The organism is Microbulbifer variabilis (assembly GCF_052468405.1).
Map to the genome: position 1 here is coordinate 3764599 of NZ_CP174343.1, position 25218 is coordinate 3789816.

The window sequence follows — 25218 nt, forward strand, 5'->3', positions numbered from 1 at the left end:
ATAAATAAATTTGAGCAACACAACCCAAAGGAATTTAAAACTTTTGAATCTAAAATTTTTCGGCCACTAAATAAATTTAGCTATCTTTAGATAAACCCGAAGGAGAACGGGCCATATGATAGCGAGCTATCGCTTCGCTGATTTTATTCGGAGCAAAATAAAAAGTAAGAATTACTCCTACCGGTAATCCCATTTTCGAGGCTGCTGAAAAAGTAATTTCAGCAGCATTAGCGAAACTTTGACTATAAGGCTCAAATGCTGACCACACACACAATATCAAAGCTACGAGACTTTCTAGCAGCCAAATAAACGTAATTGATAACGCTAATAAACGCCGGGTAAGGTTCTGGCCAGCAGTTACCTGCTGCCACTTCAGCATCCAATCTAATACTCTTGCTTTGAAATCAGCTTTTTCCTCTTCAGTATAAACTAAAGCATCACCGGTTCTAATTACGGCATCGACACTCTGTTCGATAACATCGCTAGTATCCCATAATCTCTTCCATAAACTCATGATTTAAGCCCCAATTTAATTCCCCACAAGCATGGCTCTCGAGATAAATATTGATAAGCTGCTTCCGCCGCTTTATCATAAACTTCGTTTAGAGTTAAGAATCCGGCATTAGTTGTCTCTATATATGGATATTCCTTTAGTGGCTTAAATAGCCCTCCGCCATTACATTGCCAGACTGTCATAGTTTCGCTATTAGTAGATACTGCTATCATAAATTCTTTTGTTGGCACCACTAATACAAGTACTTCTGATGAACCTATAGACTCTAAGGTAAGGGGGCTCTTTTCAGTTTTGTTCATATTTGTGTACAGGATTTCGCATTAAGAAATTCTTAACTTGGTTCACATCAGCTCCCACTTGATCAATACTATTCTGTAAATTCTCAAATTTACGGTCAGTTTTCTCTTCCAGGCGACGATTAGCCTCATCCAGGCGTGCAATATCATTCTTGTGGTTGTGCTCTAATGCTTGCCATTTGCTCCAAAACATTCCAAAAGAAAAAACTGCCCCACATAGCATAATTACCAAACCAATAGCCACCGGTGTATCACGGTCGATCGCTTGAGGTTGATCACAACTCATAAATTCCCCAGGATACAAAAAAGCCCCAGAATTTCTGGAGCTTTCTCAATATTCAGATTAAACGACTTCGAAAAATATTAATCGAAATTAAATTTACTGTCTTAGCTTCTGCTGGTCTTACCTTACCCACACTACAGAAACCTTATCGAAAAAATCTGTAATCACCAAATATATGACCCTTTTAAATCGGGCCTGTAATTTGACTATGGACTAATAAACAATTTAGGCACGCAATAACGACCACAAAAGCATACTTCAATACCTGTCATTCTCCTCAGAGCATATAGACAGAAAATTCAAACTATCAAGCCAACTGCCACCAAAGCAGCACTGGTGGCAGCTATCAATCAAGCATAATTAATTAACATTTTTGGAAAACCAAAAAAATCTGAGAATTTGTGACGCAATCGATTAACAGCCGCAGCAGCTATCGTCACATCTCATTTTCCTACCCTCACCTTTATGGGCTTACTTCGCCCACAATGCAGAAACTTTAGCAAACAAATCCGTAACTGCAAAATACATGACCCTTTTAATAAACCTCAAAGATTATATCTATATTGCAGTGTATAACTCTACCTAAGAATGCAATACGACTCTTATGAATACCCCTCAATAACTTCCATTTTCTTCAGAGGATATAGATGAAAAAATTGCACCATATAGATATCAAGCCAATAGCCGCAAAATTAAATTTTACAGCTCTGGCCTGTTATTCACGAGCTTACCTTGCCCACGATACGGATACTTTAGCGAAAAAATCCGTAATCACCAAACACATGACCCTTTTAATTCAGACCTCACTTATAGAATATGGAAGGAACAATAGATTAACAGCCAATAAATTCTTCACACTAATCAATATGTAAGCAGGCATTGCAGTAAGAAGAGTTCAAAAACTGAAGCTAGCTTGATAGCTTAAGCCTAACTTACGAAAAACTAATAAGTGCTAGAATGAGTCCTCACCACTAAATTCCTCCATAGCTCGCTAGGCTAGAAACTTCTTGTGCCCAGAAATTTAGACCTCAAAAAAGTGCGTCACGGCTTCGCTCTATACCTGCCAAACACTTTAGGTCGTTTAGTGCTCGCACCGGTTAAGTTTCCGATAGCTGTGCGCCATTGTTTATTCCTCCTCAATCCCTCATTGCTTATAAATTTCCGAAGGAGTCTTGAATATCTGGATATCCCACCATAACTATTACCTCGAATTTGACAATTCTCTTGCACAAGTCACAAAGCGACGACAAATAATTATTTCAGTAATATTTGCACTAAATTGCTCAGAAATTTTTTACAAGATATTTCGCCATAATACGAGATAAAATAGGACCTAATAGGTTGAAGCGTTTTATTTAGATTAATTAAGGCTAAATATATCGCAACAACCTGAAGTCGAGAAAAGGTAATGCTTTAAGGTAATTTGATTTGTTTTACTCTATCTAACTTTGTCATCGGGTACAGTTAAGCTTTAATGTACATGCCTCGCATTTTCTACAAAGATCTGCACGTACGGATGCAATACAATGTAAGGTGCCCTTTGTTTTAACCTCAGCTTTGTAGGTATCCTCAGACAGTGCTTCGAATAGCTGCCGTTGAATAGAAAGGGCTTGTATCATAGTGGCGCCCTTAGCTAGAGCAATTTTTGCTGTTACTCTGGCAGCTACTCGCGCAGCTCGATTTTTAGTGTTTATACCCCCATTTTTTTCCTGAAATTGGGTTATTTTTCTAGCTTCCATGACAATCCTCTCACTTTATTGTCGTAATACAACAAACAAGAGAACAATATACCTATTGAGGTCTATCGTAAAAATCCCTGATGGGTCAGACTTGAACCGGTTTATTAAAATAGATTCGACATAGATACGATTTCATGAAAGTTGCACTATCGTATAAATGCTTTTAAGGAGAATGGTGGTGAATCGCTTACCCACTAACTGGCTTGAGTTGAGCCCAGGGTTGCGCTTGGCTCAACAGCGTCGAGCGCTGGGTTTGAGTCTAGTAAAAATGGCTGCGATCTCGGGTATCAGCGCAGAGCGCTTGCAGCGTATAGAGAGAGGCAATGGCAGGTTGGCTCCTGGAGAACTATTGCCTTTACTGGGCGGCTACAATTTGAGCCCCAATAGCTGGCTGGTCGGTATGGAGAAAGTGCCATTATTAGGCATCGAAGCCAGCCCGCAATTCCAACAACACCTAAGCCTGCTAGACCTGGATGAAATGGAGGCTGTAGAAAAATTTGTGTTCAACATCACCGCGGGACGTAATGCCCAGCCGTGAACCCACCAGGGAAGAGCGGGACTATATGGAAATGTTGGCAGCGATAGCGAAATCTCTGCGCTTGGATGCCGGGCAGGGAATCACCGCTACGGCACGGGCTTTGGGGATGAGTCTATCGAGTTACAAACGTTTAGAGCGCAGTGAATACCTAGCCAATGGAGCGGATTTACAGCAGCTCGGGCGCTTATATGGGCTTGATGCCAACCTCTTAGTTTATGGGGTAACCTTAGTCGGGCAACCGCTTTCTGGTGAGGCGAAGTTAGCGCGCACCTGGCAGCGTCTACTATATCGTCTACGCGCACTGGACATTCAGACTCAGGGAGCAGTAGGGGAATTAGTGGCAGATCTATATCAGTTGCACCTAAAGCGTGGTGGAGCTCCAGCCGAGATAGCTATAGCAAGAGATCAGCGACGCTTACAAGCATTATTAAAATCAGAGTAAGGGCTACTAGCTACAGTATATTCATCTTGTCTTGTCGCTCCCTGCGATGCATCTCAACCAGTACCCTTACGGCTGCGCGTGCTACTAGGTCCTTGCTAATTTTGCCTTTGTTCTTCTTGGCATCGGCATAAAGTTCGCTGTAGGAACGTGTAAGGATTTCATCATCTACAGCGATATCTACATCCCCCCCCAAGGCCTCATCCAAATAACACACTACTTCGTTAACACATTGGCCAGCGAGTACAAAGTCTTTGACAGTTTTTGGGGGGGGGAGATCGGAGCATAGAGAATTACGATCGGCAGCATAGGCCCACCAAATAGCATCTGAACCCAAAGCTTCGGCGATATCATCCATTTCCTTGAGGTCGCGGGGGAGAATATCCTGACTGAGCCAGCGGGTGGTATTTGCCTTACTTACTCCAAATCTGCGTGAAAATTCCGCGCTACGTCCCGATCCTTCAGGAGGAAAGCCAGCTTTATCTAGTAAGAGATTCAAACGCTCACTACATCCCTCTGTAGCCACTAAGTATTTATCAACCATTTTCCCCTCTACCTATTGTTGAGTTGGGTAAAAACCTTATGGCTATCTACCCTGTCATTGCGCACTCAATTGTTTTCTATGTACTGCTAATACGTTGACAGCTGTAAGTGATACATGGTCCGGATCAATGTTTCCGCTATTACTACATGCATACTCGTAAAGCTCGATATAACCGCAGTTCAAAGCCTCTCCTTCAAGATCCAGCGGTCTATCCATCAGGTCTGCCAATCGTTTTAGAAGTGCATTTGCACACCGGCCAAAAAGTGAAATATCGAATACCTCTTGCACAGAGGACTCCTCTTCTCCTTTACCTATTGCCCACCAAAATGGATCTGTACCCAGAGCATCAGAGATTCGTTTCAATTCTGTCATATCACGAGGTACTTTATCGTCATTAAGCCATCTGGTCGCGTTAGCCGTATTTACCCGAAACTCCCTCGAAAAGGCGGCTACACGCCCCTTACCGTCTGGTGCGAAGCCTTTTGCATCCAACAGTCGATGCAGGCGCGCGCTACTCCCGGCAGTACCTAATGACTTCTTTTTGCTCAAGTGTATTTCCTTAGTACTGCAAGTATCACTTGCGAAGTAATCTTTGACCCGTCTTCTGTAGCGTGACTTTTCTTTTCCAAACCGCCCAAAGTCGATTGATAGTGGGCCTTTTGTACTGAGAAATGATCATACCATAAGTGTCACTATAAATTGTCAGAATAAAAATCAGGCAATTAAGCCTAAAATTACACAATGAAAGAAATAAATTTATCAAATTTTGGTGAAATAATATCCATATAGCAGGTTAGACAGGTTGCAACAAGCACCACATGTGGAGTATTGTTTTTTAATCCACAAGCGATACCTAAGGGAAAGGGACTGTGAGTTTAGAACTAATGACGCGAGTCTGGAAGCTCGAAAATCTAAATAGTACCGAAAAATTTGTTCTTCTAGCTTATGGTAGCTACGCCAATGAAAAGGGTTGCTCCTGGCCGAGTAAAGAAACTGTTGCCCGTCGAACTTCATTATCCAAAGCCACTATAAAGCGCACAGTAGCTCGGTTATGTGCCACGGGTCGCCTAGTAGAAATGCCCTTACACGTGGGGTATGGCGCAGATAATAAAAGACGCAAAGTACGGGCGTATTTGGTTCAACCCGAAGGACTATGCAACGACGAGAGCGAGGAGAAACTAGGTGCATTAACTGGGGTTCCAAAGCACTGGGTGCAGAGTGAGCCAGGTTCATTGAGTTCCCAAACTAGGAGCACCGAGTACCAGGAACACCGGAAAAACGCGTCAAGTGGGGTTACTGTTAGCCCCAATAATGTAAAAAATAATAAATCTATAAAGTATATAAATCGACACAGAGGAATTATCCTTGATAACTTGCCTGATTCTATTGATCCAGAAATTGCTCGGGAAGTTATAGATCACCGAGAGAAACAGAAAAAACCACTAACCCAAGGCGCATTTAATCGACTGATAAAAACTGCTCTGCAAGCACCCCAGATCGCAGGTATAACAGCCAATGAAGCCCTACAAAAGATTCCCGATCGTGGCTGGTACGGACTGGAATTGGAGTGGCTCGTACCTATGCAGTCAAAGATGTCCCCTCGTACATCAAGCAGCAACCGCCGCTCTCGTGATATCCCCATCGCCGACATGCTCAATGACCAATGGTAGGTATGAAAATTATTTATTCAACCACCATTACTAAGCTTTTGAGCCTCCACAATGCTTGATTTTTTAACTCCAGCCAATAGAAATTATTTTTCTTATAAAGAACTGCAATGTCGCTGTAACAACTGCATAACAGAGCGCCACCAGGGCGATACTTGTGTGGGCAATGCACAGAACATGAATCATGAATTTATGCAGCATCTAAATCGGGTACGTGAGAAAGTGTACTGTCGCTCAATGCCAATTTCCAGCGGCTACCGTTGCAGTCGCCACCCTGTAGAGTTGCGCAAGCGTGAGCAAGCCAAGCGAGATGGAAAACCATATATTCACGGCGATCATCCCAGTGGCGTGGGTGTAGATGTAAGAATATATGGTGCTAATGCCCATGATTTGATTGAGGCACTGCACATTTACAATTGGTGGCATAGCCAAAGAGGCATGCCGCGCCCTTTTACTGCTATTTGTCCCAATCAGCGCGGACCATACACAGGGCGCTTTATTCATATTGGAGGGAACACTGATTTCCCTGGGCGCCCGCGCCCCTGGCTATGGACCTATTGAGGGGACCGAGATATGGAAACAATATTTGTCATAAATTCCCATCTATATTGAATTTCCCTTATTTACGATGAAAACCAATATGGATTTAACCAATTTTTAAAAAAAAATAAACTTGTTAGGAGACAAAAGAATAATGGACAGATTTGCAATTTTTTACGGCAGCTATAATCTGCAGATGGGTGGAGCAAAAGATTTTAAAGAGTCTCACCCAAATAAAGAAGAGGCACGGAAAAGAGCAGAGGAAATTGCCAAGGAAAATTTCTTTGCTAGCTGGGTTCAAATCTTTGACAAAGTAACCGATGAGCTCACCATCTACAGTGTGGTTGATGGTGAACTCAAGGAAAGGGACTGCGATCAATATTTGGCTACCCCCAAGTAAAAATAAAAAAAGGCCAGGAAGCACTTATCAAGTACATAACTTAGATGGATCAAATTAAGCAAAAGCTGGAAATTTGTCTCTTGAAAATAAGCGTTTTACTCAGCTGATCAAGGCAACTAAATTTAAAAGTAAAAATGGAGGCGATCGCATGAATGAAGAACTAACGTAAAGATAGATATCCTACTATTCATCGTATTTAAATGAAATGGTACTATTAATGACAGATCCTTTTAATTTACGAGCAGGGATATTCCCTTCATGAGATATTTAGAGCTTCCTTGCTCAGACAATATACGTTAGTTTAATGCTTTCCCCCCAAATTTATAAGATGTTCCTGCACTCCAATAAATTATTGCTACAACCTAAAAAATTAACCGACCTCGGCAAGGTTCCCTTTACTCTCCAGCCACTGCTTACGATCACCCGCACGCTTTTTGGCAAGTAACATATCCAACAACTGATTGCTGTCATCACCGGCATCTATATAAAGCTGTACCAGGCGACGGGTATTGGGATCCATTGTGGTTTCACGCAGCTGCATAGGATTCATTTCACCTAGGCCTTTAAAGCGAGTAACCTGGATCTTGCCCTTTTTCTTCTCTGCACTGATTCGATCGAGAATGCCCTGTTTTTCTGATTCATCCAGCGCGTAATAGACATCTTTGCCAATATCGATACGAAATAATGGCGGCATTGCTACATACACATGGCCATTGGTCACAAGCGGGCGGAAGTGTCTCAGGAATAGGGCACAAAGCAGAGTAGCAATATGTAATCCATCTGAATCGGCATCTGCAAGAATACAAATTTTGTTATAGCGCAAACCTTCAAGGTTATCGCTACCGGGATCTACTCCCAAGGCTACAGCAATATCATGCACTTCTTGGCTGCCCAGGATTTCTGCTGAATCAACCTCCCAAGTATTCAGAATTTTTCCGCGCAAGGGCATGATAGCCTGAAACTCACGGTCACGAGCCTGCTTGGCGGAGCCACCCGCAGAGTCCCCCTCGACCAGGAAGAGTTCACTGCGGGAGGTATCGGCACTGGAGCAGTCTGCTAATTTGCCGGGCAGTGCAGGTCCCTGGGTTACTTTTTTACGTGCAACTTTTTTGGCGGAGCGCATACGTTTTTGCGCATTGCTGATGCATACTTCAGCGAGTTTATCGCCCTCTTCCGTGTGCTGGTTCAACCATAGGCTAAAGGCATCCTTAGCCACACCGGAGATAAACGCAGTAGCTTCGCGAGAGGACAGCCGCTCTTTGGTCTGACCTGAAAACTGAGGGTCAGCCAGCTTGGCAGAAAGTACGTAGGAACATTGGCCCCAAATATCCTCAGGACCCAACTTAATACCGCGAGGTAACAAGTTGCGGATTTCACAATACTCCCGCATGGCATCCAGTAAACCTGCTCGCAGCCCATTCACATGAGTGCCACCCTGAGCGGTGGGAATCAGGTTTACATAGGACTCTGCAGTAATTTCTCCACCTTCAGGTAACCACTGTACTGCCCAGTCAGCAGCTTCTGTAGATGCAGTAAAACTACCGACAAAAGGTTCTGCAGGCAGAATTTCCCATCCTTGGTTAGCCGCAGCAAGATAATCTTTTAGTCCATCTTCGTAGTACCATTCGTCCGACTCCCCGTCCTGCTCATTGATAAAGGTAACGGTGAGCCCAGGACAGAGCACAGCTTTGGCACGTAGCAGGTGGCGTAGGCGCACCACGGAAAATTTTGCGGAATCAAAATATTGCGGGTCTGGCAAAAAACGAACGCTGGTTCCGGTAGTACGCTTGGGGCAGTCACCGACCACTTCAAGATCAGAGGCTTTTTCTCCATCCTTGAAACCGATTCGATGTACTTTACCATCCCGCTGGATAGTCACTTCAAGCACCTTCGACAGGGCGTTGACCACGGACACACCCACACCATGCAAACCGCCAGAAAACTGGTAGTTTTTATTGGAAAACTTACCTCCAGCATGCAAGGTGGACAAAATTACTTCAACACCTGGACGCCCCTGCTCGGGGTGAATATCCACGGGCATGCCACGCCCGTTATCACTAACAGAGATCGATTGGTCTTTGTGTAAGACGATTTCGATTTTATTGGCATGACCTGCGAGGGCTTCATCGACACTATTATCGATGACTTCTTGGGCCAAGTGGTTGGGGCGGGTAGTATCTGTATACATACCGGGGCGTTTGCGCACCGGATCCAACCCTGTGAGAACCTCAATATCTTCGGCGGAATAATTGGCCATAATTTAATTAATTACTGCTGATTAAATAAAAATTCAACTATAGGATCGCAATATCGTGCGAACCCCTGAAAGCTGTGATCACCACCGTCTTCGATAGTTTGACGCTGGCCCCGATAAAAGTCCTCTGCATCACGGTAATCGAGTGTTTCATCACCTCGCTGGGCTAAAAGCCAATAGCGACTGCTCAAAGGGCTGGGCAGCTCAGCTTCCAAATGCTCCAAAGTATCTACGTCCCCCCTACCAAGGCGATAGTCTCGCTGTTCACCACTATAAGGCCGTAATACCTGCCCAATATAGGCGGGCATAAAGCGGGACGGTCGTACTGCAGGGTTGATAAGTGCTGCTGGCAGGTTAAAGCGCTCTCCCAGATAGGTGCACCAAAACCCTCCCATAGAACTTCCCACCAACCCAATAGGGCCACAATCAGCAGACTTCAGGAAACCCTTTAATAAGCTAACCAGGGATTGCTGTGCAATTGCCGGATAAGGAGAGATTTGTGGCGCACAGAAAATAATGCTCGGATGATCAGCACCGAGCTGTTCGCGCATCAACTGACACTTAAAAGATTGCGGGGACGATAGAAAGCCGTGCAAGTAAATCAGCAGCGGCCTTCCCTTGGAGTCTTGTGTTTGCATAGGCGGGGATTATAGCGCCCTTGAGAGCCTGTGGGAGCGTAAGCTCCATACCTACCCGCCGAATATTTCACATTATCTACAGTAGAGCCTTATCGAGGCTGGCAAAGGCCCGGCGCATATCTACACGCATATCAGACCAAAAAGTTACGCTTGTAAAGCGCTCAAGCCGCCCCCCCGGCCCGTTCGTACCAAAGTTTTCTCCAATATCCCGCCGGTCGCGAAAGCGCATCACCGCATTGCCATCGCGGTCGTAGAGAGTTCCTACCAGTACACCATAGGCACTCTGTTCAGTGTACACACGCCACGCCCAGGGTGAGGGGTCCAATGGAGCAGCCACTGAAAATTTTTCCAGTGACATTGCCAGGGTGTAATCGGCCTCTGACTGCTCAGAAACCAGCACACCATTGCGCGCACTAAGAAACTTATCCGAGAAAGTTTGTGCCAACAGGTTATTAAGGCGCTGCAGATCCCGTTGGTCCAGCTCATAGTCCTTCTCGCGATAATTACTGCGTGGCAAAGTGGAAAAACGCTTGCTGTATTCAATTTGTACAGGGCCGACATAAACCTTGGCGCCACTGAGATCCAAAGCAAAAGCTGCTGATACCTCATCCAAATGGCTGGGACGAGGCTCCAAACCATCCTGCTGTACCTGAACAGAGCTACCTTCAGCAGATGTAACCTGTATTGGTTGCTGGGTACAGGCTGTAACTATTAATGCTGTACCCAACATTGAGCTAAGTAATAATTTTTGCATTTCTAAACTCCTGACTTCCCGATGTTATCAACCCGGCGAATGGAGCTCGAACACAGCGATCAATTACCACACTTTTTAGGCTGCTCATTGCAGCGTCACACTTTTATAGCTCTGATTTTCGCCGATCAATCCCTATACCAATGATTGGACTTGCGCCCAATCCAGGGAATTTCATTGTACGGCGACCGGGGAGGAAAGATAGTAGTTAGTTCGTTAAGAATGGTTTTGTACTATTCAACAATCAAGAGACAGAAGACAGGCAACCCGCTACAGCTAATTGGTACCGGGTTGATGCAAATCAATAACCTGAAGAGGCAAGATCCACATAATATTTAGAGATGGCCACGCGCTCCACGCCAGTGGTGTAGGTGCCATCATTGTGCAGCTCAAACCAACGATAGCCAGGCATTTCGTCATCTACCGCGAAAGGGCCGCTGCCAGGGGTGAACTGTACCGAAGTAGACGGCGTTGCGTGCAAGCCGATCTGTCCTCGGTTGCTGTCAAATTGCTGGTGTACATGGCCCCACACCAAGGCTTTAACTTGAGGTGCTTGATCCACCATCTGTAAAAGTTGGTCACGCCCCGCACGAAGCATATGGCCATCAATCCATTTACTGCCCACAGGAACAGGCTGGTGGTGCATCATAATCATCACCGGATGCTCTCGAGTTTCCCATAGTAGCAGTTGAAGGCGTTCCAGTTGTGCCTCACCCAGTCCACCACATATCTGGCCCTCCACACTGGTATCCAGCAGTAATAATCGCCAATTACCCAGTGCGATCAAATCCGTGCTCCGATTGGGAGCCAACTGCCGCATACGTGCACTCACATCATGATTGCCGGGAAGCCAGTACCAGGGAATAGGAATGGTGCGAATTTTTTGCAAAAAGCGACAATAGGAGGCCTCCGAGCCGTTCGCACTGATATCACCGGTGGCAACCAGGGCTTGAGCACGGGGTTGTTTGGCGATAACTGTCGCCAAAACCTCGTCGAGTGTGTGGCCGGTATCCAGACCCAGCAATTGATAATCGGGCCTGCTGCCGATATGTGGATCTGTGATCTGGATCAAACGGTGCGATGTCGCCCCAGGGGGAGACTTCGACTTATTGTGTTCGCGAATCACTTGCTCACCTTGTGTTCACATCCATGTGCTCTACTGCAGAATCAAAATCTCCGGCCATCCAGCACCAGATCAAATTCTGCGCGACCATTTGCGAGACAGTACTCAAGCCATTCGCCGAGATAACGGTTCGCCTGAGGTCTCTCATCTGCGCGTTGCATACGGGGATTCGGGTAAGCGGTATCAACTCCTTTACCACCCACCGGCCCGCGACCATTGGCTGTGATTACCTCCGCCATGCACGCATCGTGATAAAGACGCACAGTTAAGTCCGGGGGTTCCAGCCAGCGGCACTTACTGAGGCTTACCTCCGCGCTCAGGGACACTTCCGTCGTGTACCTAGATCGCGCCTTCACTCCCAGTATCAGAGTGCCTCCGGGCAATTGATAGCGCCACAACTCCCTCTCTGAAAGCTGTGGCAGCAATTTGATCAGACGCAGGTAGTTTGCATCGCAGTCGGCATGATATGACGGCAGATCGACTCTATACACTGCACTTTCATTGCCATTTGGCGACAATTGTTGCCGTTTGCGCTGTCGCGCCTGTGCCTCGCCCAGTACAGCCATTATCAACACTCCGATTCTATTGCCGCCGTGACTCAGATCTCAGTTTGCCCTTACAGCAGGTAACAGAGTGCAAGGCATAATGACCGGTCAGGCAGTTAACGTCATCTTTACTAGTTTTTCCCGGTTTAACTCCAGCCATTGCATGCAAATGATAGTGGGTGCATTATCGATAGGGTTCTCCCCTGGAGCATAGTCCCCACCCAAAGTCCTAAGAATCAGATCCCGGGTAAACACCCTTAGGTGTATATCTTCATTCTCATCTTCCAGGCCAAAGTACCCCTCTGCAGAACTCAAGTCCACTAGCCCACAGTAAAGGTGTAATCGCTCTGAACTGCCCCCTACACTGGGCATATAGCTGTGGATAAAGTGCAATTCCTGCACTTTCAAACCGGCCTCTTCCTGCACCTCGCGTTGGGCCACATCCCGCAGATCTTCTCCCTCCTCAACCATTCCGGCGACCACCTCCAGACACCAGGGCCCAGCTGAACGCTCTAGAGCACCCGCGCGAAACTGTTCAGTTAATGCTACAAGGTCCCGTTCTGGATCATAAAGTAGTACTCCGACAGCAGGCCCACGGACAAACACCTCGCGTTGAAATGTGCTGCTCCAACCGCCGCGGAATAGCCGGTGGCGTAGCCTCAAGCGCAACATGGTGAAAAATCCCTTGAACACTGTTTCCTTGGAAAGGATTTCCACAGAATCCGCAGAAAACTCAGGATACAAATCGTTTTGACTACTTTTTCTTGGCATTGTTCGCCTTCCTCTTTGCGATACAGGTCTTTCGCACTCTGGGTAGTACAGGGCTATATGGACCCGAGCCAGCTGTTATACTCTGCGCCCACCGTAACAGCCTCTGAACCAAGCGGCCATACGAATTATCTCCCTGGATTTTAGAGAGTGCGCCACTATGAGAGTGCTCAATATCGCCTATCAGCAACTGCGTCGCTACGGCAAGACACGGGTCAGCTGGGCGCAGAAATTGACTTTTGGCCTGATCAAAAATGATCACAACACCCAAGTATTCAGCGATCGGGATGTAGCCGCATTTGAGGCCCCGTTTGGCATCCGCGACCTGGGTGTGAGCAAAGCCAACCGCCGTTTGTTAGAAACCGTAGAAGCATTTGAACCGGACTTGGTGATCGCAGGCCATTGCGACATGATCGGTAACGATACCCTGAGGGAAATTAAAAAGCAGCAGCCCAACTGCATGATTGCGCACTGTAATAATGACCCTCTGTTTGTCCCCAGTAATGTGGAGCGAATTAAATACCGCGCGGAAATCGCCGATGCAGTTTTCGTGTCCACTGGGCGCCGCGAACTGAAAATTTTTGAAGGCTTCGGCGCTCGGGTTTACCACATGCCAAACCCAGTAGAGACATCGATCGAAAACCTTAATAATGCTGAGCGCACAGATCTGCCCATCGACTTATTGTTTTGCAGTAACAGCAACAATTTTACCAAGCGCCTGCAGATGGTTAAGAACCTCAAGGATGCCTTGGGGGACTCATTGAATTTTAAAACCTATGGCAGTTTTGGTGAGCCGCCGGTCTGGGGAAGAGATTACGATCGTGCACTCTCCCAAACTAAAATGGGGCTGAACTTTAATCGTCAGGATACCCACTACTGGTATTCATCCGCACGCATGGCACAACTTGCCGGTAACGGCATACTGCAGTTCACCAGTGACAAATTGCACTTTGATGAGTTACTACCGCCAGAGAGCATCGTTTATTTTTCAGAAGAGCAAGATCTACTGGAAAAAATCCGAGAGTTTCAAAATGATGATGCCAAACGCCGTGCCTGGGCAGCAAAGGCCCGGGAATTTTTCCATACGGAAATGAACTCCAAGCTCTATGCGCAGTATATTGTCGAAGCCACAAGCTTGCAGCCATTTAGCCATGACTATGCCTGGGCACGCGATATCAACCTGGATGGCACCCTGAATTAACGGCACTGCCAAACCAATCACACTTAATATGTTGGATTTATGAGTAACAAGCCAATTCGAGTGGCACAAGTCCTCGCCGGCGCCGAACACGGTGGTGCGGAAAATTTTTTTGTACGCCTGGTAAGTGGATTAAACCCAAGAGGGGAAATTAACGAGAAGGCATTTATTCGTAACCACGACCATCGCGTACAGGCACTGCGTAACAATGGCGTTGAAACTGAAGGCTTCAAGTTTGGTGGCAAGCTGGATTTTCTCGGCCGCAGAATTTACCGGGAGGCCTTGGGCAACTGGCAGCCCGATATTGTGATGACCTGGATGGGGCGCGCCACGATTATCACCCCCAATTCAAAAAACTACTTACTGGTTAGTCGCCTAGGGCACTACTACAATCTTAAGTACTACCGCCATGCAGATTACTGGATTGGTATCAGTAAAGGCATCTGCCAGCATATGATTGATGGCGGTATCCCCAAAGACCGCATTTTTCATATCCCCAACTTTGCCGACGAGACTCCTGTAGAACCTCTACCACGCAACAGTTTTAATACTCCGGAAGACAAACCCCTGATTCTCGCTGCCGGACGTCTGCATATCAATAAAGGGTTCGATGTTCTGCTGCACTCCCTGGCACAGATTCCCAATGCGACACTGTGGCTAGCAGGTGCTGGGCCAGAGGAGGCCAAATTAAAGGCCCTGTGTCACAGGCTTGGCCTGGATCAGCGGGTACGCTTTCTGGGCTGGCGCAACGATGTCACCACCCTGATGCGCACTGCCGATCTATTTGTGTGCCCATCACGCCACGAGGGATTGGGCTCGATCGTAATGGAGTCCTGGGCGCACCGCTGCCCAATAGTAGCAACCAACTCCCAGGGGCCGGGTGAGGTAATTACTGACGGTAAGAGCGGCCTAATCACTCCGATCGATGATGCAGACGCACTAGCTAAAGCCATTAAATCAGTACTGGACAACCCTGAGTTGCGCCAGAGCCTGATTGAAAATGCGTCGGAGGTCTATGCAAATGGCTATTCGAAAAAGTTTATCGTGGACTCCTATATTGAGCTCTACGATAAACTAATGCACCGAGGGCGCCCTTAATGAACAAAAAAAGCCACCAATTTATGGTGGCTTTTTTCACATCAGGCCAAAATTTTGGCACCTACTACTGATAAGCCTCCGGTAAATCCTTCAATAAGGCGCTCACACCCCGGACAATGAGACGCTGGCGCTGCTCAATGCTATCTGGGCGAGTCAGTAGTTCACTGGCACTTCCACCCCAAATAATTTCCCCCCCTGGGCGACCAATCCCCACACTCATAATCACCAGAGGGGCATCAGTAAGCGGCGGTAACTCTACAACCTCTTGGGGCGCATTACTGTCAAACTGTTTATCCCAACTGGGGTCCCTAGTATCCCCGGAAAAAAACTCATCAACAACGGCAACCTGGTAGTCGACCACCATGTCGGCTTCCTGGTCCTGCCCCACCTGACGATAACCTCTTTGCTGCAACTGCGCCGCGACTGTGCCACGCATTTCTTCATCCAACTCCACCAATTGCGCCGGCGCATCGGGCGCATCCCCGAGCGGCGTTACTCCCCATTTGTAGGTGGAAAAAGCCACCGGCTGGGCTCCTGTATTTACTCGCTCCACCTGCATCTCCTGGCATCCTGCCATTAATAGCAATGTCACCAGACCCGTCATTATGTAACGCATAAATACTCCTTAACTTTCATACTTATTTAACCGGTTCAGAAAAATCATAGAGTTCTATTTTGGGACTCCACTTATACCATTCAGGTTCAGCTTTTGGGTACAAAGGATAGTGACTGCCGCTCTCCACCTCGAAACCCATGAAGGGCGCTTCCGGCGTCGCAAAGGCAACCCCCCCTTTTATCAAGGCTTGAGCGGATTCTGTATTGACATTAAGACCGCTCCTCAAACCAAAATTCACCTCTACACCACTGGCATTCCAAAACACAGTGTGCTCACGCACTAATGGCTGATACTGCGGCTCGATATGCACATAGATGTAAACTCGGTCAGCCAATTCTCCCAGGGAAAAACCTGTAACCTCACCCACCTGGACCTGCCGGTAATAAACGGGGCTCCCAGCTACCAGAGAGCCGCGCCTCGCGGCATCCAGTATCACAGCTAACCCCGGTCGGCTCATGGTATCGGCAAGATCCTCTTTAGGCGCTTGCAGCTCTGCATAAAACTCCGTTTGCATGGGCCCCAGGCCCGGCTCTAAAGCCAAATAGCGCCCGGTTATCAATGTATCCAGGTGGGCAACTTTACTTATGCCTATCTGTGGCGACACCACCCAAATACGTGTGCCTGCACGGGCAAAGCTTGCACCACGGTGATAAAGCTTGGCACGGGCATGGACCTCTCCGAGGCCTGCGCCAAGACGTAACCGAGTAATTTCCCCAATTTGCACACCTTTATAGCGCAGAGGGGCCCCAACTTTCAGCCCTTCCGCACTGGGAAGGTTGATTCGTATTTCAATCCCTTCTTCAAGTGCATCCTCACGACTGCTGTACAGAGGAAATTGATCACCATTTTGCACTGGTGCTGATTTCGCACGATCCTCACGCCGGATGCCAAAAGCAACGCCCCCACGCAACAATGACATCAAGGAGTCCGCCTGTACTTCAATCCCCTCACTAAGACTGGCACTGGCGCGCAGACCGCTGACATTCCAAAAACGAGTACCCTGGTGTACCAAGTGCGCATAGCGCGGCTCAATTACCACGTACACCTCAACCCCCTCACCATCTCTACGCAGCTCCATTCCCTGCACCTTACCCACTTCGATACGCCGGAAGTACACAGGAGCTCCTCGTTGAAGTGAACCTGGGTTGCGTGTGGTGAGACGCAGGTGTAAACCGGGTACGCGGGGATCTCTTGGCGGTGCCGAGGCACGTGCCGTAAAAATACGCTGGGATCGGTTTCCCCGGCGAAGATCTACTTCGATGCGATTGCCCTGAATCAGCTTGTTAAGGCCGCCAGTAAAGTCAAATGTGGGGGGGGCTAGCCAGAAACGAGTATTTTCACTGAGGAGGTCATCAGTTACTGGGTCCATCAACACTTTAACTTCTATGCCATCCATACGCTTGTTAGCTTTTGCCCTGCTGACTTCACCTACTTGAATCCCCTGGTAATACACTTTGGTGCTGCCAGGCGTAACATCTACACCGCGATCAAAATTTAAAGTGACAGAAATCCCTGCATCTGCAGCAGCAAAATTTTTATATAATTTAAATTCTGTGCCATTTACGGCTAAGGGGGATTGACGCTGAGATTCCGGGGTATAAAAGCTGACACCGCCGGCAAACAAGGCGGCAAGAGATTCCAAATTAATGCTAATTCCGCTGATGCCACCTTCAATTGAAATACCTGAACTGTTCCAAAAACGGCTGCCCCGGTGAATTAGATAGGCATATTCACGACGAATAAACAGCTCGATACTGACTTCATTACCATCCTCTTCAAGGCTGTAATCCGCTACCTGGCCCACCCTTAACTGGCGGTAATAAACAGGAGAGCCACGGCTCAATGAGCCCAAGCGGCGGGATTTGAGCACCACGCGCAGGCCATCTCCGCGAATAAATGCCGGGGGCTGGTCCAACGCAACAAACTCGCGCTTGCGTTTGCCGCTGCCAGATTCAACTGCAATATAGTTACCTGATAGTAATGTCTCTAAACCACTGATACCTGTGATGGAAAGCTCCGGTTTCACTACCCAGAATTCAGTCCCTTCAACTAGCAGATACTCTGCACTGCGATTGAGGCTGACCTCCGCCAACACTCCATCAGCACCATTTAACTCCTTAGCATTGGGTACCAGGCGTACATCCTGCACAAGGCCGATATCTACACCAGAATACTTCACGACGGTCTTCCCCTTCACCAAGCCATCGCCAGAGTGAAACAGGATGCTCGCCTTTACATCTCCCTCGGCCACGTCCTGGTATAGCAGCCAAACTGCTATCAGTCCCGCCACCAAAGGCAGAATCCAAACCAACGGTAATCCCTTACTCGCACGCACCACCCCCCGCTGGGCCCCACCGTTTAAACGTGCCCCTTCAACACCATTATTTTCAGGGGGCAAATTATCAGCCATTTTCTGCGGCACCCCGATGTGCCGTCTCCGGTGCTACATCCTTACTGTATAAGTCACCATCATAAGCATCCCAAATAAGTCGGGGATCAAAAGAACGTGCAGCCAACATAGTAACGATTACCACAGAGGCGAAAGCGGTGCTGCCAGGACCCGCCACCACCTGAGCAATAAATCCCATATCGACTAATGCCACCAAAATGGAAATCATAAAAAGATCCAGAAGAGACCATCGCCCAATACCGGCAACTACCCGATAGATTTTCATTGCCTGGGAAGGTACAAACGTTAAGCGCAGTTGCATCTGAACCAGCAATAAAGCCAAGCCCAACAACTTCATTACTGGCACAGCAATACTTGCCACAAAGACAATAAGCGCAATTCCCCACATCCCGCTGTTATATAGCTGCATAACGCCACTAATTATGGTGGTTGGGTCGCCGGCACCAAGGTAAACCACCGTCATAATCGGGAGAATATTTGCTGGTAACAATAATAGGGCCCCGGTAATTGTTAGTGCCCAGGTAAGCATCAAACTCCCCAAAATACGCCTGTGCACCCGTCCACCACAGCGAGGGCATCGGCAGTGCCCACCCGCAATTGGCAAAATAATTAATTGATGGCAGCTGAGACAGCTTGTCAGGCCCTCATGAATCCCTTTGCGAGGGAATTTCGAACTCATGTCAGTTTCTCCCGCTGAGCACGCCGAAGTGCCAGCCGGTGCCAAATGGCATTCTGGTCAAAACTGAGTGAAGAGAGATTCGCAACCAGCATCATGGCGCCAAAGCAATACAGCCCCGGTTCCACATCCATTTTTCCCAGATCCCTTAATTTAATCAGCGCTACAAGAATGCCGAGCATATATACATCCAGCATCCCCCACTCTTTGATATGTTGGTACCAGCGCACCGCAATAGAAACCCAGCGATCCAGCAGCCCCAAAAAACTGCCGCAACAAACAAATAACAGCAGCAGAAATTTTCCCAAAGGAGCCAGCACACTGCAGAATAAGACCAGTGACGCCAACCAGATATAGCCAGCTTTAAATAATGAATAAACACCATTCATCAGGGTATTCTCGGCACCAAAAGAGAATAACGAGAATTTAAGGAGCGGGAGACTCGCTGAGGGAATAAATAGCAGTAGCCCAGTCAAGCTTAAGGCAATGGTGTAGTAGACGCTGTGATTGGCATTGCGATGCAGAGTGCAACCACAGCGCGGGCAAGTCAGCTTTTGACCGGGCGGTGCCAACCCGCCAGTCAGCAATAGATCGCACTCATGGCAAGCATGCTGCCAACGTATCTGTTTATCATCACGCAGCTGTTCCATGTGCGAGAGGTCCTTGCCTTATCCTGCACAATTTTTGCCGCATCCAAATGCTTCGATGGCGCGTCTATTGCAATATAGGGCCATTGCCCTATTCAATGCTGCCCTGACATTGCCAGGCAGTTACCGGTAAACGCACATTCGCGTCGGTTTAACGAAGATATACCAAAAAGCCGAAAGCGTCGCCTCGACGCTCAGGCTGGCCGCGGGTACACTCTCGCGACTGCTGATTGGGGAGACTGGCAGCACAACCTAACTTTGCGAGCCAAAGGAATCCACCGAGTACCCAGAACTCGAGTGCCGCTCCAGATACTTTTTAGAAGCTTGAAGACCGCACCCGCCACAGGAAGTTGAAACAGATGAAAAGAAGTAACCGCACAGAGCCGCGAGGCCGCCAGTTGCGTCCACTGAAGAAACTACTCGCCGCCGCCCTACTCGGATTCGGTGCCATGCAGGCCCAGGCCGACACCCTGTGGGATATTTATACTCAGGCGCTAGATAACGATCAGCAACTTGCCGCCGATCGAGCCACCTACCATGCAGGTATCGAGGCAAAGAACCAGCTGCGAGCACCGCTATTGCCGCAGGTAAATGCCAGATTCGAGGCCTCCAGAGTCCATGAATTTAACATCTCAAACGGGGCACAAATTCTTGAAGATGGCCCCGTTGATGGTGATCTAGTTGACTTTAACCGAAGATCAACCGGGACCTATCAAAATAGGGTGTACAATGCCACACTGACCCAAGCAATTTTTGACGCCCCTGCTTGGTTTGATTACCAACGGGGTAAAAGATTAACCAAAGTTGCTACTGCAGAATTTAGTGCCAATCAGCAAGAAATGATGCTTCGAGTCGCCACAGCCTATTTCGATGTACTACGCGCCTATGACATCCTGGAATCCGCAGTGGCCGAGGAGAAAGCCCTAGCCAAGCAGTTGGAGCAAACTCAGCAGCGATTCGAAGTAGGCCTAACCGCAATTACTGATGTGTATGATTCCCAGGCGGCCTTCGACAGCTCTGTAGCCCGCCGCTTAACCGCTCAAGACGAGCTGCTCAGTAACTTCGATGCCCTATCAATCCTCACCGGTAGCTATCACGATGAGGTTGCTCCTCTCGTAGATACCTTCCAAGTCGCACCTCCGGTGCCGGCTGAACGTGCAGACTGGGTCGACTTCGCTTTGGCCAATAACTTCGACTTGAAAGCTGCACGACTGAATGCCGAGGCGGCCCGCTACAATGCCCGTTCTGCCGCCAGTGAGCACCTGCCCACTCTTACCGGCTCCCTCTCCTATAACAAGCTCACCTCAAACGGTACTGAACGTGTGAGATTCAGAGACGAGACTCGCCAATCAGATACTGAGTTTCCCAGGGACTTGGACGACCGTGATTCTGTAGCCGCAGTCACACTGAATATACCGATTTATACTGGTGGCCTTTTGAGCGCCAATCGACGTGAAGCGCGTAACTTATCCTTTCAAGCACAAGACCTGCGCAACCTGGCTGAACGCAATACTATCCAAAACACCCGCACCCTACATCGTGCAGTGGTAACAGATGTATCCCGTGTGGCAGCCCGACAACAGGCTGTGGTCTCCGCAAAGAGTGCATTGGATGCCACTCAAGCCGGCTACGAGGTGGGTACGCGCAATATCGTAGATGTGCTTTTAGCGCAAAACACCCTTTATTCAAATCAAACCGAATATGCCAACGCCCTCTACGACTACATCATCAACACCTTAAGCCTTAAGCAGGTAGCGGGTCTCCTTTCACCACAGGATCTACAAGAATTGGATGTTATGTTGAACCCGGCCAACAATGTTCACCGTGTAGCGGAAGCCGGCCCAAGCGGTTCCAAGTAGCTAACTCGACTCCAAAGAAATGTGAGCAGCTCCAAGAGAGCCGCTCACACTTTTCCTGAACTCGGCATCAGCCTGTCTATCTCTTCCAGCAGGCGCTGCAAAGCCCCACTATTTTGCTTCGCTACTGCCCTAGCTCGTTGACCTAAGACCTGTCGCTCCTTATCGTTCAGTAACCACTGCTTTATCTGATTACTCAGTGATACAGCATCCGCCGCAATTGCCAATCCGCCAGCATTCTTTAAAAGATCAGCCACGGTCGCGAAGTTATGCATGTATGGCCCGGAGATAGTCGGTATCCCCCAGGCCGCCGGCTCAATCATATTGTGCCCTCCCACAGGGACCAGGCTCCCCCCCACAAAAGCCACATCACAGGCACCATAGAAACGCAGTAGCTCACCCATGGTATCCCCTAAAAGAACCTGATCATCCGCTTTTGGAGCACCACCACTACTGCGCCTTGAAACCTGAAAGCCTCGCTCCTGACATAAACGGGCAACATCATCAAAACGCTGAGGGTGACGCGGTACCAAGACTAAAAGCAGATCTGAAAAGTCCTTAATCAGGGTAGAGAACGCATCCAGTATGATCTCATCCTCGCCGGCATGGGTGCTGGCTGCCAGCCAAACCTTACGATTTAAAGAGCCGCGCCATTGGTGGGATAGCGCCTGCGCTTCGCTGATGAGGCTCAGGTCAATATCCAGGTCAAACTTAATATTGCCGCTGGCCACTACTTTCTCTCGAGGCAGGCCCAGAGAAACAAAACGTTCAGCGTCTACTGGGTACTGGGCAACAACTTTATCCAAATTGCCCAACATTGAGCGGGTAAACCCAATAAATCGCCCATAACCCCGGGCAGATTTCTCACTCAAACGTGCATTGGCAAGCAATGCAGGGATCGCCCTCTTTCGACATAAACGCAGAAGGTTTGGCCACAATTCGGTCTCTACAATCACCAACATAGTGGGGTTGAGAGCTTCCAGAAATGGATTGAGGAACTCGGGTAAGTCATAAGGTAGGTAATAATGGAGCAGGCGGCCGCCCAAAATCGGGCTTAAGGACTTTGTAACCCGCTCGGAGCCTGTAGGGGTACTCGTTGTAACCAGCCAATGCCAATCAGGATAGCGAGCTGCTAATTGAGCAATAACGGGGATCGCAGCGAGGGTCTCCCCCACAGATACGGAGTGAACCCATATTAATGGAGCTTGACTATAGCGTTTTGGCACCCGTCCCAGCCGCTCCTCGAAACGCTGACGATAAGCTGGCTGGCTACGGCCGCGCCACCATAACCGAAAAAAAATAAATGGAATGGCTAAGCGAAAAAGCCAGTTGTAAAGGGTCTGCATATATCCAGCTGTCACCAGTTGGCAATTATTTGGAATCCGAGCCGAAGCTCCAGCCAGCTATCTTACAGGCAGAGAGTACAACTTGAACTTTTTATGTGACTTACTAGCAGTCCACAACCCGGTAAAAATCTGAGCGAGCCCCAAACACTCCACAGGCCATGCCTACAGAACGACATAGGCGCAACCAAGGCCGGGAACCCAGGCGGAGCCCTCCAAAAACCAAGCCAAACAAGCAGAGAACCCCTGCAACCATAAGTTGGAATATCGCTGAAAGTAAAATTCCTAGCCGACTGCGCCCAGATTGCAACTTTTGCTTTGCAAGCGTGATACCTGCTGAATATTTGCGACGGGAAAGCCAGCGTAAGTTCGCGCGGCTTATTGGTACAGGTTCGAATACTTTTGCTTCAGCGCAATGAATGATGTCTCCACCCTTGGTATGCAGCTCAGAAAAGAACAACACATCCTCACCACCTCCAAAGGGATCCCGCTCATCAAAGGACAAGCTAAACTCACGAATTATTTTCATTGGAATCAGGACATTATTGGTGGCACAGTAGGTGAGGTGATCACCTGTTTGCCTCTTCCTTCGAGAGAAATATCTTGAGTAATAAGCCGGCACTGAGTCTGGCAATTCCCGTATCACACTACCATTTACTACCGTGTTGCCACCAAGCTCTTGAGCAAATCGAAACAACTTGACCAGCCAGTCTCGAGCCACCCATTCATCATCATCAATAAAAATAAGGTAATCCGCATTTTTGCCCTGTGCCTCTTGAATACAGCGATTGCGAGCAATGGGAATTCCACGGCGTTCTTCAAGGACGTAAAGAATTGGGAGGGACGAATCTGTTGCGAAGGACTCCACTACCGCCTTCCCCCCCTGCTCCTCAGGGTCATTATCCACTACTGTCACACTTACATCTGCATCTGCAGGTAAATCAAGCTCGGCAAGACTTTGCAAAGCAACGCGAAGTTGCTCCGGCCTTTTGCAGGTGCAGATACAAATGTCTAGCAGTGGTCGCAATTTAAACTCCACAAACAACCAAATATTAAATCAGGGCGTTAGCAATAGCAGCGCAGCCTATACCCCTCTATTTGGCATGTCTATAATATTTGACTTTTAGTAAGCCTGTAGTCAGCTCATCAACTTATTGCCCGTTGAGCTAGACAGTCTGAGTAATACCTAGTACACACTTATGTCGTGAAACAATCCATGAAAGTAATGCAACTGCTTCCCGCTTTAAACTCCGGGGGAGTCGAGCGGGGTACGCTCGACTTGGCAAGAATGCTCATTCAAGCCGGCCACACATCTATCGTTGTATCTTCTGGGGGCACCATGGTTCCAAAATTGGAATCCGAAGGGTCCAGGCATTTTACACTGCCTATCCACAAAAAGTCCCTAAGTAGTTTGCTACAGGTTAGACCGTTAAGACAACTTATCGAATGGGAAGCTCCAGATATATTGCATGTTCGATCCAGGGTCCCCGCCTGGCTCACTTTCTTGGCTTGGAGAAAACTAGATATCCAGTCGCGGCCACGCCTAATTAGCACCGCCCACGGCCTGTATTCAATTAATCGCTACAGTGCCATTATGGCCCGGAGCGAGCAGGTAATCGCAATATCCGAGTGCGTGAACGATTACTTACATGATAATTACCAAGCCTATCTACAACGTCCCCCAGAAGTGATCTATCGCGGAGTTGATACCGAGGAATTCAATCCCAACATCTCGGTTCCAGCTGACTGGAAAGCGAACATTGAGAAGGAATATCCAAATCTAGCAAATAAGCAATGGCTTCTCTTGCCCGGCAGGCTGACTCGCTGGAAAGGTCATGAGGATTTTATTGAGCTAATCCAGCGTTTGATCAGTAAGCATCATGATATTCATGGGATCATTCTCGGTGGGGCTGAGGCTAACAAGAGCCACTATGAAAAGGAACTGAAACAAAAAGTAAGAGAGAAAGGAATAGAGGGGCACCTTACCTTTGTCGGCCATCGTAGTGATATTCGTTATTGGTATAAGGAATCTCGTCTCGTGTACAACCTATCCAAACGACCTGAGCCATTTGGACGTACCGTGATAGAATCTGCAGCTATGGGAACACCCGTAATTGGATACAACATCGGTGGTCCCGCAGAGTCTCTGCGTGTTTGCTTTCCACAAGGGTTGGTAGAGCAAAACGATGCTGAAGCACTTTATAATCGCTCACGGGAATTGCTAAAAGGCCCAAAACAAAAAGCCTCCCTTTCTGAAGACTTTACCCTCAAGCGCCAAGCAGAACATACCATCGAAGTCTATGAAACCATGATCAAAAAGTCGCCCGGAGCCTGA

At 48.1% G+C, this 25218-nt stretch carries 26 protein-coding genes; 9 read left to right on the forward strand and 17 right to left on the reverse strand.

The window, feature by feature from the left end; genetic code table 11:
- Nucleotides 1-76: 76 nt before the first annotated feature.
- The 3 genes from ACJJJB_RS17015 to ACJJJB_RS17025 are packed head-to-tail and all read right to left on the reverse strand — an operon-like array spanning nucleotide 77 to nucleotide 1096.
- Nucleotides 77-514 carry a hypothetical protein gene (locus tag ACJJJB_RS17015; RefSeq protein ID WP_020414324.1) on the reverse strand — a complete coding sequence of 146 codons (438 nt, stop codon included), beginning with the start codon at nucleotides 512-514 and terminating at the stop codon, nucleotides 77-79.
- A complete protein-coding gene (locus tag ACJJJB_RS17020; protein ID WP_020414323.1) occupies nucleotides 511-813 on the reverse strand; it encodes a hypothetical protein in 303 nt (100 codons plus the stop codon). Before ACJJJB_RS17020 ends, ACJJJB_RS17015 begins: the two co-directional genes overlap by 4 nt.
- Nucleotides 800-1096, reverse strand: a complete 297-nt coding sequence (locus ACJJJB_RS17025) for a hypothetical protein (protein WP_020414322.1) — start codon at nucleotides 1094-1096, stop codon at nucleotides 800-802. The genes ACJJJB_RS17020 and ACJJJB_RS17025 overlap by 14 nt, the downstream gene beginning before the upstream one ends.
- Nucleotides 1097-3010: 1914 nt before the next feature.
- On the opposite strand from ACJJJB_RS17025, the gene ACJJJB_RS17030 reads away from it, so the two are divergent.
- Both ACJJJB_RS17030 and ACJJJB_RS17035 read left to right on the forward strand, forming a co-directional pair.
- The gene (locus ACJJJB_RS17030; RefSeq protein ID WP_353375559.1) at nucleotides 3011-3370 is read left to right on the forward strand and encodes a helix-turn-helix domain-containing protein; all 360 of its coding nucleotides are present in this window, start codon (nucleotides 3011-3013) and stop codon (nucleotides 3368-3370) included.
- Nucleotides 3357-3812 (forward strand): helix-turn-helix domain-containing protein, encoded by a 456-nt coding sequence (locus ACJJJB_RS17035; protein WP_020414318.1) that lies wholly within the window; start codon nucleotides 3357-3359, stop codon nucleotides 3810-3812. The genes ACJJJB_RS17030 and ACJJJB_RS17035 overlap by 14 nt, the downstream gene beginning before the upstream one ends.
- A gap of 10 nt (nucleotides 3813-3822) precedes the next feature.
- Here ACJJJB_RS17035 and ACJJJB_RS17040 read toward each other — a convergent pair whose 3' ends face one another.
- Together ACJJJB_RS17040 and ACJJJB_RS17045 are read right to left on the reverse strand one after the other, a co-directional pair.
- Nucleotides 3823-4353: a hypothetical protein gene (locus ACJJJB_RS17040; RefSeq protein WP_353375558.1), complete on the reverse strand. Its 531-nt coding sequence runs from the start codon at nucleotides 4351-4353 to the stop codon at nucleotides 3823-3825.
- Between the two features lie 54 nt (nucleotides 4354-4407).
- A complete protein-coding gene (locus ACJJJB_RS17045; RefSeq protein ID WP_444946051.1) occupies nucleotides 4408-4902 on the reverse strand; it encodes a hypothetical protein in 495 nt (164 codons plus the stop codon).
- A gap of 320 nt (nucleotides 4903-5222) precedes the next feature.
- On the opposite strand from ACJJJB_RS17045, the gene ACJJJB_RS17050 reads away from it, so the two are divergent.
- The 3 genes from ACJJJB_RS17050 to ACJJJB_RS17060 all read left to right on the forward strand — a co-directional run bounded on the left by ACJJJB_RS17050 (nucleotide 5223) and on the right by ACJJJB_RS17060 (nucleotide 6960).
- On the forward strand, nucleotides 5223-6023 hold the full coding sequence (locus tag ACJJJB_RS17050; RefSeq protein ID WP_444946050.1) for a helix-turn-helix domain-containing protein: 801 nt from the start codon (nucleotides 5223-5225) through the stop codon (nucleotides 6021-6023).
- A gap of 51 nt (nucleotides 6024-6074) precedes the next feature.
- Nucleotides 6075-6581 carry a hypothetical protein gene (locus ACJJJB_RS17055; RefSeq protein WP_020414314.1) on the forward strand — a complete coding sequence of 169 codons (507 nt, stop codon included), beginning with the start codon at nucleotides 6075-6077 and terminating at the stop codon, nucleotides 6579-6581.
- Between the two features lie 133 nt (nucleotides 6582-6714).
- The gene (locus tag ACJJJB_RS17060) at nucleotides 6715-6960 is read left to right on the forward strand and encodes a hypothetical protein (protein WP_444902558.1); all 246 of its coding nucleotides are present in this window, start codon (nucleotides 6715-6717) and stop codon (nucleotides 6958-6960) included.
- A 370-nt stretch (nucleotides 6961-7330) separates the two neighbouring features.
- Here ACJJJB_RS17060 and parE read toward each other — a convergent pair whose 3' ends face one another.
- The 6 genes from parE to ACJJJB_RS17090 all read right to left on the reverse strand — a co-directional run bounded on the left by parE (nucleotide 7331) and on the right by ACJJJB_RS17090 (nucleotide 13042).
- Complete coding sequence (parE, locus tag ACJJJB_RS17065) at nucleotides 7331-9217, reverse strand: DNA topoisomerase IV subunit B (protein WP_445365218.1); 1887 nt, start codon at nucleotides 9215-9217, stop codon at nucleotides 7331-7333.
- 11 nt (nucleotides 9218-9228) lie between these two features.
- Nucleotides 9229-9852 carry a YqiA/YcfP family alpha/beta fold hydrolase gene (locus ACJJJB_RS17070; RefSeq protein ID WP_026305199.1) on the reverse strand — a complete coding sequence of 208 codons (624 nt, stop codon included), beginning with the start codon at nucleotides 9850-9852 and terminating at the stop codon, nucleotides 9229-9231.
- Nucleotides 9853-9928: 76 nt separating this feature from the next.
- Nucleotides 9929-10606 carry a hypothetical protein gene (locus ACJJJB_RS17075; protein WP_020414309.1) on the reverse strand — a complete coding sequence of 226 codons (678 nt, stop codon included), beginning with the start codon at nucleotides 10604-10606 and terminating at the stop codon, nucleotides 9929-9931.
- A 298-nt stretch (nucleotides 10607-10904) separates the two neighbouring features.
- Nucleotides 10905-11729 carry a 3',5'-cyclic-AMP phosphodiesterase gene (gene cpdA, locus ACJJJB_RS17080; protein ID WP_245556712.1) on the reverse strand — a complete coding sequence of 275 codons (825 nt, stop codon included), beginning with the start codon at nucleotides 11727-11729 and terminating at the stop codon, nucleotides 10905-10907.
- A 41-nt stretch (nucleotides 11730-11770) separates the two neighbouring features.
- Nucleotides 11771-12292 carry a DUF1249 domain-containing protein gene (locus ACJJJB_RS17085; protein ID WP_020414307.1) on the reverse strand — a complete coding sequence of 174 codons (522 nt, stop codon included), beginning with the start codon at nucleotides 12290-12292 and terminating at the stop codon, nucleotides 11771-11773.
- Nucleotides 12293-12379: 87 nt separating this feature from the next.
- Nucleotides 12380-13042: an NUDIX domain-containing protein gene (locus tag ACJJJB_RS17090; RefSeq protein ID WP_020414306.1), complete on the reverse strand. Its 663-nt coding sequence runs from the start codon at nucleotides 13040-13042 to the stop codon at nucleotides 12380-12382.
- A gap of 157 nt (nucleotides 13043-13199) precedes the next feature.
- Between ACJJJB_RS17090 and ACJJJB_RS17095 the strand changes: the two genes are divergently transcribed.
- Nucleotides 13200-14240, forward strand: a complete 1041-nt coding sequence (locus tag ACJJJB_RS17095) for a glycosyltransferase family protein (protein WP_444946048.1) — start codon at nucleotides 13200-13202, stop codon at nucleotides 14238-14240.
- Nucleotides 14241-14279: 39 nt separating this feature from the next.
- Nucleotides 14280-15335 (forward strand): glycosyltransferase, encoded by a 1056-nt coding sequence (locus ACJJJB_RS17100; RefSeq protein ID WP_353375556.1) that lies wholly within the window; start codon nucleotides 14280-14282, stop codon nucleotides 15333-15335.
- 64 nt (nucleotides 15336-15399) lie between these two features.
- Here ACJJJB_RS17100 and ACJJJB_RS17105 read toward each other — a convergent pair whose 3' ends face one another.
- From ACJJJB_RS17105 to ACJJJB_RS17120, 4 genes are read right to left on the reverse strand one after another with little or no spacing between them, the layout of a single operon-like run.
- Nucleotides 15400-15951, reverse strand: coding sequence for a DUF4136 domain-containing protein (locus ACJJJB_RS17105; RefSeq protein WP_444902540.1), 552 nt, complete (start codon nucleotides 15949-15951; stop codon nucleotides 15400-15402).
- Between the two features lie 22 nt (nucleotides 15952-15973).
- Nucleotides 15974-18361 carry a PqiB family protein gene (locus ACJJJB_RS17110; protein WP_444946047.1) on the reverse strand — a complete coding sequence of 796 codons (2388 nt, stop codon included), beginning with the start codon at nucleotides 18359-18361 and terminating at the stop codon, nucleotides 15974-15976.
- Nucleotides 18354-19040: a paraquat-inducible protein A gene (locus tag ACJJJB_RS17115; RefSeq protein ID WP_445365219.1), complete on the reverse strand. Its 687-nt coding sequence runs from the start codon at nucleotides 19038-19040 to the stop codon at nucleotides 18354-18356. The genes ACJJJB_RS17110 and ACJJJB_RS17115 overlap by 8 nt, the downstream gene beginning before the upstream one ends.
- On the reverse strand, nucleotides 19037-19687 hold the full coding sequence (locus tag ACJJJB_RS17120) for a paraquat-inducible protein A (RefSeq protein ID WP_020414300.1): 651 nt from the start codon (nucleotides 19685-19687) through the stop codon (nucleotides 19037-19039). Before ACJJJB_RS17120 ends, ACJJJB_RS17115 begins: the two co-directional genes overlap by 4 nt.
- Nucleotides 19688-20043: 356 nt before the next feature.
- Between ACJJJB_RS17120 and ACJJJB_RS17125 the strand changes: the two genes are divergently transcribed.
- Nucleotides 20044-21543 carry a TolC family outer membrane protein gene (locus tag ACJJJB_RS17125; RefSeq protein WP_020414299.1) on the forward strand — a complete coding sequence of 500 codons (1500 nt, stop codon included), beginning with the start codon at nucleotides 20044-20046 and terminating at the stop codon, nucleotides 21541-21543.
- Nucleotides 21544-21587: 44 nt separating this feature from the next.
- Here the strand turns inward: ACJJJB_RS17125 and waaA are convergent, their stop codons facing one another.
- Complete coding sequence (gene waaA, locus ACJJJB_RS17130) at nucleotides 21588-22886, reverse strand: lipid IV(A) 3-deoxy-D-manno-octulosonic acid transferase (protein ID WP_445365220.1); 1299 nt, start codon at nucleotides 22884-22886, stop codon at nucleotides 21588-21590.
- Between the two features lie 103 nt (nucleotides 22887-22989).
- On the reverse strand, nucleotides 22990-23910 hold the full coding sequence (locus tag ACJJJB_RS17135) for a glycosyltransferase family 2 protein (protein ID WP_444946045.1): 921 nt from the start codon (nucleotides 23908-23910) through the stop codon (nucleotides 22990-22992).
- Between the two features lie 189 nt (nucleotides 23911-24099).
- On the opposite strand from ACJJJB_RS17135, the gene ACJJJB_RS17140 reads away from it, so the two are divergent.
- A complete protein-coding gene (locus ACJJJB_RS17140; RefSeq protein ID WP_445365221.1) occupies nucleotides 24100-25218 on the forward strand; it encodes a glycosyltransferase family 4 protein in 1119 nt (372 codons plus the stop codon).